At 65.7% G+C, this 12,159-nt stretch carries 14 protein-coding genes and 2 tRNA genes; 11 read left to right on the top strand and 5 right to left on the bottom strand.

Features of this window, described 5'->3' with window-relative positions:
• Positions 1-49: 49 nt before the first annotated feature.
• The 7 genes from yegS to AC3ITW_RS20370 all read left to right on the top strand — a co-directional run bounded on the left by yegS (position 50) and on the right by AC3ITW_RS20370 (position 6,827).
• Complete coding sequence (yegS, locus tag AC3ITW_RS20400; RefSeq protein WP_100435361.1) at positions 50-1,003, top strand: lipid kinase YegS; 954 nt, start codon at positions 50-52, stop codon at positions 1,001-1,003.
• A 281-nt stretch (positions 1,004-1,284) separates the two neighbouring features.
• On the top strand, positions 1,285-2,760 hold the full coding sequence (gene trpE / locus AC3ITW_RS20395) for an anthranilate synthase component I (RefSeq protein WP_100435360.1): 1,476 nt from the start codon (positions 1,285-1,287) through the stop codon (positions 2,758-2,760).
• 67 nt (positions 2,761-2,827) lie between these two features.
• Positions 2,828-3,607, top strand: a complete 780-nt coding sequence (locus AC3ITW_RS20390) for an SIMPL domain-containing protein (RefSeq protein ID WP_012512315.1) — start codon at positions 2,828-2,830, stop codon at positions 3,605-3,607.
• 2 nt (positions 3,608-3,609) lie between these two features.
• Positions 3,610-4,197: an anthranilate synthase component II gene (locus AC3ITW_RS20385; RefSeq protein WP_012512314.1), complete on the top strand. Its 588-nt coding sequence runs from the start codon at positions 3,610-3,612 to the stop codon at positions 4,195-4,197.
• A 16-nt stretch (positions 4,198-4,213) separates the two neighbouring features.
• Positions 4,214-5,245 carry an anthranilate phosphoribosyltransferase gene (gene trpD, locus AC3ITW_RS20380; protein WP_006399001.1) on the top strand — a complete coding sequence of 344 codons (1,032 nt, stop codon included), beginning with the start codon at positions 4,214-4,216 and terminating at the stop codon, positions 5,243-5,245.
• A 74-nt stretch (positions 5,246-5,319) separates the two neighbouring features.
• The gene (gene trpC, locus AC3ITW_RS20375) at positions 5,320-6,114 is read left to right on the top strand and encodes an indole-3-glycerol phosphate synthase TrpC (protein WP_100435359.1); all 795 of its coding nucleotides are present in this window, start codon (positions 5,320-5,322) and stop codon (positions 6,112-6,114) included.
• A complete protein-coding gene (locus AC3ITW_RS20370) occupies positions 6,111-6,827 on the top strand; it encodes a haloacid dehalogenase-like hydrolase (protein ID WP_012512311.1) in 717 nt (238 codons plus the stop codon). The genes trpC and AC3ITW_RS20370 overlap by 4 nt, the downstream gene beginning before the upstream one ends.
• A gap of 88 nt (positions 6,828-6,915) precedes the next feature.
• On the opposite strand, the gene AC3ITW_RS20365 is transcribed toward AC3ITW_RS20370, so the two are convergent.
• On the bottom strand, positions 6,916-7,677 hold the full coding sequence (locus AC3ITW_RS20365) for a sulfite exporter TauE/SafE family protein (protein ID WP_012512310.1): 762 nt from the start codon (positions 7,675-7,677) through the stop codon (positions 6,916-6,918).
• A gap of 139 nt (positions 7,678-7,816) precedes the next feature.
• Positions 7,817-8,506, bottom strand: coding sequence for a cAMP-activated global transcriptional regulator CRP (gene crp, locus AC3ITW_RS20360; RefSeq protein ID WP_010482649.1), 690 nt, complete (start codon positions 8,504-8,506; stop codon positions 7,817-7,819).
• Positions 8,507-8,655: 149 nt separating this feature from the next.
• Here crp and speD point away from each other — a divergent pair, with 149 nt between their 5' ends.
• The gene (gene speD, locus AC3ITW_RS20355) at positions 8,656-9,450 is read left to right on the top strand and encodes an adenosylmethionine decarboxylase (protein ID WP_006473908.1); all 795 of its coding nucleotides are present in this window, start codon (positions 8,656-8,658) and stop codon (positions 9,448-9,450) included.
• A gap of 167 nt (positions 9,451-9,617) precedes the next feature.
• Positions 9,618-9,938 carry a DMT family transporter gene (locus AC3ITW_RS20350; RefSeq protein ID WP_005411314.1) on the top strand — a complete coding sequence of 107 codons (321 nt, stop codon included), beginning with the start codon at positions 9,618-9,620 and terminating at the stop codon, positions 9,936-9,938.
• Between the two features lie 84 nt (positions 9,939-10,022).
• Here AC3ITW_RS20350 and coq7 read toward each other — a convergent pair whose 3' ends face one another.
• A complete protein-coding gene (gene coq7 / locus AC3ITW_RS20345; RefSeq protein WP_100435357.1) occupies positions 10,023-10,667 on the bottom strand; it encodes a 2-polyprenyl-3-methyl-6-methoxy-1,4-benzoquinone monooxygenase in 645 nt (214 codons plus the stop codon).
• Positions 10,668-10,863: 196 nt separating this feature from the next.
• On the opposite strand from coq7, the gene rplM reads away from it, so the two are divergent.
• Together rplM and rpsI are read left to right on the top strand one after the other, a co-directional pair.
• On the top strand, positions 10,864-11,292 hold the full coding sequence (rplM, locus tag AC3ITW_RS20340; RefSeq protein WP_006398837.1) for a 50S ribosomal protein L13: 429 nt from the start codon (positions 10,864-10,866) through the stop codon (positions 11,290-11,292).
• 2 nt (positions 11,293-11,294) lie between these two features.
• Entirely contained in the window at positions 11,295-11,687 is a 393-nt protein-coding gene (rpsI, locus tag AC3ITW_RS20335; RefSeq protein WP_005411311.1) for a 30S ribosomal protein S9, read from the top strand.
• A 238-nt stretch (positions 11,688-11,925) separates the two neighbouring features.
• Here rpsI and AC3ITW_RS20330 read toward each other — a convergent pair.
• Positions 11,926-11,999, bottom strand: a tRNA-Gln gene (locus AC3ITW_RS20330).
• A gap of 58 nt (positions 12,000-12,057) precedes the next feature.
• A tRNA-Met gene (locus AC3ITW_RS20325) sits at positions 12,058-12,134 on the bottom strand.
• Between the last annotated feature and the right edge of the window lie 25 nt (positions 12,135-12,159).

Below are 12,159 nucleotides of genomic sequence, written 5' to 3'. Positions count from 1 at the left end.
ACAAACGGCGCATTGCTAGCCTGTGCCACCCCCGTCCTGGAAGCACCGCATGACCACCCCGCGCTGGCGCCTGATCCTCAACGGAAAATCCGCAGGCAACGAGGAGCTGCGCGACGCCGTCGGCCATTGGCGCGGGCAGGGCGTGCAGCTGGACGTGCGGGTGACCTGGGAGGACGGCGACGCCGAGCGCTACGTGGCCGAGGCCATCGACCATGGCGTGGACGTGATTGTTGCTGCCGGCGGCGATGGCACACTCAGCGCGGTTGCAGAAACGCTGGCGCATCGCGAGGAACCGGCAGATGCGTTGCCCTCGCTGGCGCTGATCCCGATGGGGACCGCCAACGACTTCGCGACTGCGGCCGGCATCCCGACCGAGCCGAAGGCGGCCTTGGCCTTGATCGGGCAGGCCACGCCGCATGCCATCGATCTGCTGCGCGTGGACGCCGATGGCACGCCCTGGTGGTGTGCCAATCTTGCCAGCGGGGGCTTCGGCACGCAGGTGACGGTGGAGACCGATGCCGGCTTGAAGAAGATGCTGGGCGGGCTGGCCTACGTGATTACCGGCATTGCAAAGCTGGGGCGGATCGAGCCGATCAACGCGCGGCTGTCGGGCCCGGATTTCGCCTGGCAAGGCGACTTCATTGCGCTCGGCATCGGCAATGGGCGCCAGGCCGGCGGTGGCCAACAGTTGTGCCCGCAGGCACTGATCGACGATGGGCTGCTGGATGTAACCGTACTTCCGGAGCTGGAAGGTGAGGTCACCGCCACGCTTGGCCAGATGCTGAAGTCCGGCACCCAGGCCGCGCTGGAACAGCTGGCGACGCGCGCGCGCCTGCCGTGGCTGCAGGTGGAATCCGAGCGCCCATTGACGCTCAACCTGGACGGCGAGCCGGTACAGGCCCGCCACTTCCGCATCGAGTGCGTGCCGGGCAGGGTGAGGATGCATCTGCCGGCCGACTGTCCGTTGCTGGGTGGGCAGGGGTTGCAGGGCCGGCAGGGGTAGAGTCGACTGTCAGTCGACATGCGCGCGTAGCGCGGGGTTTTACGCCGTCGGAACGAAGAGCAGTCGACCCTGCCGGTCCCCGTCATCGGTCCCCGTGGCCGGCCCCAGGGGGACCGTGGTTCAGTTTCACAGGGTTCCCCTCCCGCCCAAGCTGCGATACAGTCAAAGGGTGTCCAGCCTGACGACCCCGCATACCCTTTCTTCCGCACGCCGTTGGTGGCGATGGTGGCCTGTTGCCGTCGTCCGTCCCCATAACGCTGTGTCCCGGAAGGAAAGTCGTCTTGAACTCGCACGCTCAGTTTCTGCAGCAGGCCGCTGAAGGCCACACCCATATTCCCGTTGTCCGCGAAGTGCTGTCCGACCTGGACACGCCGCTTTCGGTCTATCTGAAGCTCGCCGACGGCCCCAATACCTACCTGTTTGAATCCGTCGAAGGCGGCGAGCGCTTTGGTCGTTACTCGATCATCGGCCTGCCGGCACGTCGCGTGTACGCCTTCCACGGCCACACCCTGACCGTGCGCGAGGATGGCCAGGTGGTCGACACCCGCGAAGTGGCCGATCCCTTCGCCGAAGTCGAGGCGCTGCGCAGCGCCCACTCGGTACCGAAGCTGGAAGGCCTGCCGGGCTTCACCGGTGGCCTGGTCGGCTGGTTCGGTTTCGAGTGCATCGGCTACATCGAACCGCGCCTGGCCCCGCCGGCCGGCCGCGACGAGCTGGGCACGCCGGACATCCTGCTGCTGGACTCCAACGAGCTGGCGGTGTTCGACAACCTCAAAGGCCGGCTGTACCTGATCGTGCATGCCGACCCGCGTGTCGAGGGTGCGTTCGAGCAGGCGCAGGCACGCCTGGATGTATTGACCGCCAAGCTGCGCGCACCGGGTGCCGGCTATCCCGCACCGCTCAACAGCGACGTGCTGGACGAGTCCGATTTCGTCTCCGGTTTCACCCGCGAAGGCTTCGTCGATGCGGTCCAGCGCAGCAAGGAATACATCCGTGCTGGTGACATCTTCCAGGTGGTGCTCAGCCAGCGCCTGAGCGTGCCGTTCAAGGCGCGCCCGGTGGATGTGTACCGCGCGCTGCGTGCACTGAATCCCTCGCCGTACATGTACTTCCTGGATGTCGGCGACCTGCAGGTGGTCGGTTCCTCGCCGGAAATCCTGGTGCGTTTGCAGGATGGTGAAGTGACCGTGCGCCCGATCGCCGGCACCCGCCCGCGCGGTGCCACGCCGGAGCTGGATCAGGCGCTGGAAGCCGAGCTGCTGGCCGATCCGAAGGAACGCGCCGAGCACCTGATGCTGATCGACCTTGGCCGCAACGACGCCGGTCGTGTTTCGAAGGCCGGCACCGTGGAAGTGGGCGAGCAGTTCGTGATCGAACGCTACAGCCACGTCATGCACATCGTCAGCGAAGTGACCGGGCAGCTGCAGCCGGGCCTGAGCTACGCCGACGTGCTGCGTGCCACCTTCCCGGCCGGTACGGTCAGCGGTGCGCCGAAGATCCGCGCGCTGGAAGTGATCCGCGAGCTGGAACCGATCAAGCGCAATGTCTACGCCGGCAGCATCGGCTACATCGGCTGGCACGGCGATGCCGATACCGCGATCGCGATCCGCACCGCGGTGATCAAGGATGGCCGCCTGTATGTGCAGGCCGGTGCCGGCATCGTCTACGACTCGGACCCGGACAAGGAATGGGACGAGACGATGAACAAGGGCCGCGCGCTGTTCCGCGCCGTCGCCCAGGCCGCCAAGGGCCTGTGAGTTCTGCCGTGCCGTGGCCGACGCCGCGGCACCTTCCGCTGTTCCCATTCAAGACAAGGAGTACCGCATGAAGCTGCTGAGCGCATTGCTGTGGTCGTCACTGCTGGCCACGATGGCCCCGTCTGCGTGGGCGCAGGCCAACACCATTCCCTCGCAGCCGCACCTGCTGGTGAAGGGCGAGGCGCGCCGCGTGGTGATGCCGGACCGGTTCGGCCTGCAGTTGAACATCGAAGAGACCGACATGGATGCGGATGCAGCGCGCCGCCGCGTGCAGGACAACGTTGCCCGCGTGCTGGCGCTGTTCAAGCAGTACAAGGCGGTGGAAGGCAGCGTACGTGCGGACAACCTGCGGATCGGTCCGGCAACCCGCTTTGAGCAGAGCCGGCAGGTCTTCATGGGTACCCAGGTGTCGCGCCAGTTGCGCGCCAGCTTCGCCAGCGTGAAGCAGATGCAGGACGTGCTGGGTGCGCTGAAGGCCAATGAGAACGTGCAGGTCAGCAGTGTTGCCCCGACCTACTCGGGCGAAGTGGCGCTGCGCCGCGAGCTCAAGGGCGAGGCCGCGGCCAAGACCCGCGAGTCCGCGCAGGGGCTGGCCAAGGCCTATGGAACAAAAGTGCGCGGCCTGTACAGCATCTCCGATGTGGCGCCGAACTTTGCCTATGGCATCCAGGCCGGGCAATGGCCGCAGCTGGGCGAGGATGGTGAGTATCTCGACAGGATCTCGGTGACCGGCAGCTACGCACCGGCCTCGGCGCCGGCGCCCGCTGAACGCGAATCCATCGAAGCCGGCCCCATCACCTACACCGAAAACGTATACGCCATTTTCCTGATAAGCGACGGAACCTGACCATGTTGTGGATGATCGACAACTACGACAGCTTCACCTACAACCTCGTGCAGTACCTGCAGACGCTGGGTGCCGAGGTGAAGGTGGTGCGCAACGATGCGATGAGCGTGGACGAGATCGCCGCGCAGAAGCCCGAACGCATCGTCATCTCGCCCGGCCCGTGCACGCCCAACGAAGCGGGCGTGTCGCTGGCGCTGATCGAGCGCCTGGGACCGACCACGCCGATCCTCGGCGTCTGCCTGGGCCACCAGGGCATCGGCCAGGTCTACGGCGGCACGGTCATCCGCGCCGGCAACATCATGCACGGCAAGACCTCGCCCATCCGCCATGAAGGCAAGGGCGTGTTCGCCGGCCTGCCGGACCGCTACCAGGCCACCCGCTACCACTCGCTGGTGGTGGACAAGCACAGCCTGCCCGACGCGCTGGAAGTGACCGCCTGGACCGAGAACGACGACGGCTCGATCGAAGAGATCATGGGCCTGCGCCACCGCCAGTTCCCGGTGGAAGGCGTGCAGTTCCACCCCGAATCCATCCTCACCGAACACGGCCACGCCCTGCTGCGTAATTTCCTGCAGCGTCCGGCGGCCTGATCCTAGGAGCATTCCCATGAGCTTCTCCCCCCAGGAAGCCCTGCAACGCACCATCGAACACCGCGAAATCTTCTTCGACGAAATGGTCGACCTGATGCGGCAGATCATGCGCGGCGACGTGTCGCCGATGATGACCGCTGCCATCCTCACCGGCCTGCGCGTGAAGAAGGAAACCATCGATGAGATCGCCGCGGCGGCCACCGTAATGCGCGAGTTCGCGCTGGCGGTGCCGGTGGCTGACAGCACCCACCTGGTCGACATCGTCGGCACCGGTGGCGATGGCTCGCACACGTTCAACATCTCTACCTGCGCGATGTTCGTCGCGGCTGCCGCCGGCGCGCGCGTGGCCAAGCATGGCAACCGCAGCGTGTCGTCCAAGTCCGGCAGCGCCGATGCAGTCGAAGCGCTGGGTGCGGCCATCGAGTTGCAGCCGGCACAGGTGGCCGCGGCCATCGAACAGACCGGCATCGGCTTCATGTTCGCGCCGATCCACCATCCGTCGATGAAGGTCGTTGCGCCGGTCCGCCGCGAGATGGGCGTGCGCACCATCTTCAACATCCTTGGCCCGCTGACCAACCCGGCCAGCGCACCGTCGGTGCTGATGGGCGTGTTCCACCCCGATTTAGTGGGTATCCAGGCGCGGGTGCTGCGCGAGCTGGGCACCGAGCGCGCCATGGTGGTCTGGGGCCGCGACAACATGGACGAGATCTCGCTGGGCGCCGGCACTCTGGTTGGCGAACTGCGCGACGGCAAGGTGCGCGAGTACGAGATCCACCCGGAGGACTTCGGCATCGCCATGTCGGCCAGCCGCAACCTGCGCGTGGACGGCCCGGAGCAGTCCATTGCCATGCTGCGTGCGGTGCTGGACAACACCCCCGGCCCGGCGCTGGACATCGTGGCCCTGAACGCAGGCGCCGCGCTGTACGTGGCCGGCGTGGCCAGCGACATCGGCGACGGCCTGGCCCGCGCCCGTGCCGCCATCGCCAACGGCAGCGCCCGTCAGCGCCTGCAGCAGTACGTTGACACCACCCGCGCGCTGGTAGCCTGAGCGCGCGGTTCAGCCTGACCCTCTTGATGGCCGATAATGGCCGTCCTCACCGCCCCCGCATTGAACCGACGACGATGAGCGACATCCTGCAGACGATCCTGGCCCGCAAGGCCGAAGAAGTGGCCCAGCGCCGTGCCCAGCGTCCCCTCGAGGACCTGCAGGCCGCCGTGGCCAGCGCCCCGCCAGTACGTGGCTTCGTGCGCGCGCTGCAGGCGGCGGTGGCCAACGGCGACCCGGCGGTGATCGCCGAGGTGAAGAAGGCAAGCCCGTCCAAGGGCGTGATCCGCCCGGATTTCCGCCCGGCCGACATCGCCGTCAGCTATGAGTTCGGCGGCGCCAGCTGCCTGTCGGTGCTGACCGATGTGGACTTCTTCCAGGGCGCCGACGCCTACCTGCAGCAGGCCCGTGACGCCTGCACGCTGCCGGTGCTGCGCAAGGACTTCGTGATCGACGCGTACCAGGTGTACGAGGCGCGTGTGCTGGGTGCCGACTGCATCCTGCTGATCGTCGCCGCGCTGGACGACACGCAGTTGGCCACGCTGTCCGAACTGGCGATGTCGCTGGGCATGGACGTACTGGTGGAAGTGCACGACATCGACGAGCTGGAGCGTGCGCTGCAGGTGCCGGCACCGATGATCGGCATCAACAACCGCAACCTGCGCACCTTCGAGGTGTCGCTGCAGACCACGCTGGACATGCAGAAGGCGGTGCCGCGCGATCGCCTGCTGGTCACCGAGAGCGGCATCCTCGGCCCGCAGGACGTGGCGCTGATGCGCGACGCCGGCATCCACTCGTTCCTGGTGGGCGAGGCCTTCATGCGCGTGGAAGAGCCGGGCGAGGGCCTGCGTCAGCTATTCTTCGCGGCATGAAAACGCACTATCCAACGCCGCGCGAGGATGCGCCGCTGGTGGTCTTCGACTTCGACCACACCCTGTACGACGGCGATTCGGGCACGCATCTGTTCGCTTCGCTGATCAAGCGCAATCCGCTGCGGATGCTGGCGGCGCTGCTGGTCACCCCGATCGCCGGGCCGCTGGTGGCGATGCTGCCAACCCGCCGTACCGGCATTTCGGTCTATGTGTGGATCGGCAGTTTCGGCCTGCACCGTGCGCGCGATTTCAACAAGGTCATCGACGCCTATGTGCTGCGCAATGAGGCGCAGATGCGCGCCAAGCTGCTGCCGCAGGCGCTGGAGGTGTTCGCCGCGCACCGTGCCAAGGGGGACCGCGTGGTGGTCGCCACCGGCGCGCCACCGGAACTTGCACGCGCGATCCTGGCCTTCGTGGCCCATCAGGACGTGCCGGTGATCGGTACCGAGGTCGGCCCGCGGCTGGGCGGTGTTGGCCCGACCCGCCACTGCCACAACGAAGAAAAGATGCGCATGCTGCGCGAGCGCGGCTACGGCGATATCGACATCGCCTACTCCGACAGCACCGCCGACCTGCCGCTGCTGCTGGCGGCGAAGGCGCCGGTCGTGGTCAACCCGAAACCGGGCCGCGTGGAGTTCTTCCGCCGCGTGCTGCCGGCCGGTACCCGCATCCTCAACTGGGGTTGCGTCGACCGCGGCGGCGACAAGGCCTGATCCCGCCGCACGGTAATGGATTTGCCGGCCAGCGGCCGGCACTACCCCTTTTCCGTCCTGGTAGTGCCGGCCGCTGGCCGGCAAACGATCAGCGCGCCAGATACCCGGTCAGCGCATGTCCGATCTGGAACAGGCTGATGGCCAGCACCAGCACGCCGACGGCCACCAGCACCCAGCGCTCCTTCACCCGCTTGACCAGGATCGCCGCCACCGGCGCGGCCATCATGCCGCCGATCAGCAGGCCGGCGACGATCTGCAGGTGCTGCACGCCCATCGACAGCAGGAAGGTGGCCGAGATGGTCAGGGTGACGATGAACTCGGCCGCGTTGACCGTACCGATGGTGGTACGCGCCTGGCCGCCACGGGCGAGCAGGGTGGAGGTGGCCACCGGCCCCCAGCCGCCGCCGCCGCTGGCATCGAGCAGGCCGGCGAAGAAGCCCAGCACCGGCACCCGGCGGATCTCGCCCTTGGGCATCCAGCGCCCGGCCGCGCGGGCCAGGATGATGATGGCCAGCACCAGCAGGTACAGGTAGATCAGTGGCCGGATGATGTCGCCAGGGATCTGGGTGAGCACGTAGGCGCCCACGGCACCGCCGACTGCGCCGGGCAGGGCCAGGCGCAGGAACAGGCGCTTATCGACATTGCCGGCTGCCAGGTGCGACACACCTGAGGCGCCGGTGGTGAACACTTCCGCAGTGTGGATGCTGGCGCTGACCTGTGCCGGTGGCAGGCCCATGCTCAGCATCACCGACGAGGACACCAGGCCGAATGCCATGCCCAAAGCGCCGTCCACCAGCTGTGCGCCGAGGCCGATGAGGATGAACCACCAGAATTCGCTGCTCAGTTCCATGCACCGAGCCTAGCGGAAGCGGGTGTGCGGGGCATGCGATGGTAGGTCGCATGTCCCGCGATCCGCCGGGCATGGCCCGGCGCTACCGTCGCCGGTGATCCTGGGTAGCGCCGGGCCATGCCCGGCGAATGCTCAACGATCAACGGGTGCCGTACAGCACCACGGTCTTGCCACGTGCATGCAGCAGGCCGTCGGTCTGCAGCTTCTTCAGCACGCGGCCAGCCATTTCGCGCGAGCAACCCACCAGACGGGCCAGTTCCTGCCGCGAGACGCGCAGCTGGCTGCCCTGCGGGTGGCTCATCGCCTCCGGCTCCTGTGCCAGGTCGTGCAGGGTGCGCACGATCCGGTCAGTGACGTCCAGGAACGCCAGGCGACTGGCCTTGCGGCTGGTGTCGAGCAGGCGCTTGGAGATCTGCTGGCCCAGCGCGTACAGCAGGCGCGGGGCATCGGCCGACAGCGGGCCGAGGAACAGCTGGTGCAGGCGTTCGTAGCTGATTTCGGCCAGCTCGCAGGCGGTACGGGTCCGCAGGATCACCTCGCGGCGGTCCGATTCAACGAACAGGCCCATCTCGCCGACGAACTCGCCGGCACCGAAGTAGCCCAGCACCAGCTCGCGATCGTCATCTTCCTCGGCCATGATCGAAACCGAGCCGCTGATGACGTAATACAGGGTTCCCGCCGGGTCACCGGGTCGGAAGACGTCGGTACGGGTGGGGTATCGCCGCCTGTGGCTGTGCGCCAGGAAACGATCGATTGTGGCGATATCCAGGGCCAGTGGACTGCTAGCTAGGCGCACGGTTGACACGATAGGAGCGCTCCCTCTGCGCATGAACGGATTCACGGGGTCGATAGCGGAGCTTAACCAGCGCAATTGTTAAGGGCAAACAGTGTGCCAGATGTGAGCGGTCTTCACGTTCCCCCCGGGGACAGTTTGCCCCATAATTCACCCTTTCCCTTCTTACACAGGAATCGACCGCCGTGGTCAAGCCGTTGCCTCGCCTGAGGCTGCAGGGTTTCAACAACCTCACCAAGGCGCTGAGCTTCAACATCTATGACGTGTGTTACGCGCGCACCGAAGAGGAGCGTCAGCGTTACATTGAATACATCGATGAAGAGTACAACGCCGACAGGCTGACTCAAATCTTGACCGATGTCGCTGAGATCATCGGCGCCAACATCCTCAACGTGGCCCGCCAGGATTACGATCCGCAGGGTGCCTCGGTGACGATCCTGATCTCCGAAGAACCGGTGATCGACAAGAAGCAGGCCGGCAAGGAGCTTATCTCCGATGCCGTGGTCGCGCACATGGACAAGTCGCACATCACCGTGCACACCTATCCGGAAACGCACCCGCAGGAAGGTATCGCGACCTTCCGCGCCGACATCGATGTGGCTACCTGTGGCGTCATTTCGCCGCTGAAGGCGCTGAACTACCTGATCGAGAGTCTGGAATCGGACATCGTGATCATGGACTACCGCGTGCGTGGCTTCACCCGCGATGTGAAGGGCAAGAAGCACTACATCGACCACAAGATCAACTCGATCCAGAACTTCCTGGCCAAGAACATCAAGTCGCGTTACGAGATGTTCGACGTCAACGTCTACCAGGAAAACATCTTCCACACGAAGATGCACCTGAAGGACTTCGACCTGGACCAGTACCTGTTCGAGGAGAAGGCCAAGAACCTGTCGTTCAAGGAACGCATGAAGATCGAAGCGCTGCTCAAGCGCGAGATCGAAGAGCTGTTCCACGGCCGGAACCTGTCCGAGTAAGCCCCATGCGCGATGCCGGCAGGCATCGCTGCCCAGGCGGGACGACCCGCCCCGTGGAACCTGCGCTTTGCGCACTGTATAGTTCCACGGTGATGTACCGACCCACGGCCCGGTGTGAAAACACCGGGCCGTTTCGTTTTTTCAAAAAAGGTAAGGAGCCCCCACCCATGCCCTGGATCTACCTGCTGCTGGCCGGCCTGTTCGAGATCGGTTTCGCCCTCGGAATGAAGTACTCCGAAGGCTTCAGCAAACCCCTGCCCACCGCCGCCACGGTGGTGTCCGCGCTGATCAGCCTGTACCTGATGAGCCAGGCGATGAAGAGCATCCCGGTCGGCACGGCCTATGCGATCTGGACCGGCATCGGCGCCATGGGCGTGGCGGTGCTGGGCATCTACCTGTTCAACGACAGCGCGTCGCCGGCACGCCTGGCCTGCGTGGGCCTGATCGTGGCGGGTGTGATCGGCCTGAAGCTGGTCTCGCCGAACTAAGGCGGCCCGACCAACGGTCGGGCCCCACCGTCGGGGCCCATCGTGCCCTTGGGTAGGCCCCCACCGTTGGTGGGGGCGCCCCGGTCAAATGCGGTAAGCGATGGTCTTCATCACTTTGGAGGCCAGCGCCATCGCGCCCGGAATCGGGAACGGCAGGCGGCGTGCGCCGGCCTGCTCGGCGTGCTCCGCGTGGCGAGCCTCGTCGTCCTTCATCACCTTGATGACCGCGCGGCTGCGCAGGTCGCCTGGGGGCAGGTCGACCAGGTGTTCGTCCAGATGGGCCTCCACCTGGTGCTCGGTCTCGACCACGAAGCCCAGGTTCCAGCCGTCGCCGCGCAGCCCGGCCAGGGTGCCGATGGTGTAGCTGCCGGCATACCACAGCGGGTTGAACAGGCTTGGGCGGCTGTCCAGCTCGCCCAGCCGGGTGGCGCACCACGCCAGGTGGTCGGTTTCTTCCTGTGCCGCTTCCAGCAGGTGTTCGCGCGTGGCCGGGTCGCGGGCCACGGCGGCCTGGCCGAAGTACAGGCCCTGTGCGCAGACTTCGCCCACGTGGTTGATCCGCATCAGGCCGGCCGCGTGGCGGCGCTCGGCGCTGTCCATGCCCGGCTCGTCGGTATCCGCGGCCGGGTAGGGGCGGGCCGCCGGCGGATTGCCGAAGACCGTGTCCAGGGCTCGTTGCGCCTCGGTCAGCAGATGGTCCAGCGGGGTGGTCTGGCGGAGCACGGTCATGGCGGTACGCGATGGGGCGAAAGACCCCGCGATTCTCGCCCGGCCCCGGCCCCCTGCCAACCCGCGGCTGGGGGCAGCTTGCACCGGGGGCTTGACCTGCGTACAATCCCGCCTCTTACGCTTCATCTTTCACAACGCGTGGCAGAGTTCCGGTGAGTCCTTCGCCGCAATGAGCCCGACCTAACTAGAGTTCTTCATGAGCACTTTCACTGCCAAGAACGAGACCGTCCAGCGCGACTGGTACCTCGTCGACGCCGAGGGCAAGACCCTGGGCCGTCTCTGCACCGAGCTGGCCCGCCGTCTGCGTGGCAAGCACAAGCCGGTCTACACCCCGCACGTTGATACCGGCGACTACCTGGTCGTCATCAATGCAGAAAAGATTGTCGTCACCGGCAAGAAGCTGCAGGACAAGATGTATCACCGTTTCACCGGCTACATCGGCAACCTGAAGACCGAGTCCCTGGCTCAGGCGCTGGAGCGTCACCCGGAGCGCGTGATCGAGACCGCCGTCAAGGGCATGCTGCCGAAGGGCCCGCTGGGTCGCCAGATGTACCGCAAGCTCAAGGTCTACGCCGGCACTGAGCATCCGCACGCCGCACAGCAGCCGCAGGTTCTGGATATCTAATCATGGCTATCACTCAAAACTACGGCACTGGCCGCCGCAAGTCCTCCACCGCTCGCGTGTTCCTGCGCAAGGGTTCGGGCAACATCACCGTCAATGGCCGTCCGCTGGACGAGTTCTTCGGTCGTGAGACCGCGCGCATGATCGTGCGCCAGCCGCTCGAGCTGACCAAGAACACCGAAAGCTTCGACATCCTGGTCACCGCCGCTGGCGGCGGCACCACCGGCCAGGCCGGTGCGATCCGTCTGGGCATCGCCCGTGCGCTGGTCGAGTACGACGAAACCCTGAAGTCCGAGCTGCGCAAGGCTGGCTTCATGACCCGTGACGCCCGTGAAGTCGAGCGTAAGAAGGTCGGTCTGCACAAGGCCCGTCGCGCCACCCAGTTCTCCAAGCGCTGATCTACCGCGCCTGGTTGGGCTCCTTCGGGGGCCCGCTGGTTGGAAAAGCAAAAGCCCGGCTTCGGCCGGGCTTTTGTCGTTCTGGGGGTATGCATTTCGAGGTTGCCGGCCAGCGGCCGGCACTACCCTTGGCTTCCTGATGGAGCCGAGCCGATGCTCGGCTGCTCTTCGCCAGGTTGCGTGACCAGATAAAAAGCAAAAAGCCTGATCTTTCGATCAGGCTTTTTGCTTTTTTATTTGGCTGCCCCTGATGGATTCGAACCACCGATGCCTGAGTCAGAGTCAGGTGCCTTACCGCTTGGCTAAGGGGCAATGTAACGTGTAACTATTTTCTCACTCTTCACACTGAAAAACAACTTGAATTTCAGTGTGGTGGCTATGGGTGGACTCGAACCACCGACCCCAGCATTATGAGTGCTGTGCTCTAACCGGCTGAGCTACATAGCCTTGGTGAGCCCGCTATTCTGCTGAT

Source organism: Stenotrophomonas sp. KH_052 (genome assembly GCF_057838755.1).
This window is presented reverse-complemented; position numbering and strand designations above follow the sequence as displayed.

What these genes read in the sequence shown, in the direction of transcription:
- yegS (WP_100435361.1), top strand. Translation starts at nt 50, where the DNA reads ATGACCACCCCGCGCTGGCGCCTGATCCTCAACGGAAAATCCGCAGGC.
- AC3ITW_RS20390 (WP_012512315.1), top strand. Translation starts at nt 2,828, where the DNA reads ATGAAGCTGCTGAGCGCATTGCTGTGGTCGTCACTGCTGGCCACGATG.
- AC3ITW_RS20385 (WP_012512314.1), top strand. Translation starts at nt 3,610, where the DNA reads ATGTTGTGGATGATCGACAACTACGACAGCTTCACCTACAACCTCGTG.
- trpD (WP_006399001.1), top strand. Translation starts at nt 4,214, where the DNA reads ATGAGCTTCTCCCCCCAGGAAGCCCTGCAACGCACCATCGAACACCGC.
- trpC (WP_100435359.1), top strand. Translation starts at nt 5,320, where the DNA reads ATGAGCGACATCCTGCAGACGATCCTGGCCCGCAAGGCCGAAGAAGTG.
- AC3ITW_RS20370 (WP_012512311.1), top strand. Translation starts at nt 6,111, where the DNA reads ATGAAAACGCACTATCCAACGCCGCGCGAGGATGCGCCGCTGGTGGTC.
- AC3ITW_RS20365 (WP_012512310.1), bottom strand. Translation starts at nt 7,677, where the DNA reads ATGGAACTGAGCAGCGAATTCTGGTGGTTCATCCTCATCGGCCTCGGC.
- crp (WP_010482649.1), bottom strand. Translation starts at nt 8,506, where the DNA reads ATGCGCAGAGGGAGCGCTCCTATCGTGTCAACCGTGCGCCTAGCTAGC.
- AC3ITW_RS20350 (WP_005411314.1), top strand. Translation starts at nt 9,618, where the DNA reads ATGCCCTGGATCTACCTGCTGCTGGCCGGCCTGTTCGAGATCGGTTTC.
- coq7 (WP_100435357.1), bottom strand. Translation starts at nt 10,667, where the DNA reads ATGACCGTGCTCCGCCAGACCACCCCGCTGGACCATCTGCTGACCGAG.
- rplM (WP_006398837.1), top strand. Translation starts at nt 10,864, where the DNA reads ATGAGCACTTTCACTGCCAAGAACGAGACCGTCCAGCGCGACTGGTAC.
- rpsI (WP_005411311.1), top strand. Translation starts at nt 11,295, where the DNA reads ATGGCTATCACTCAAAACTACGGCACTGGCCGCCGCAAGTCCTCCACC.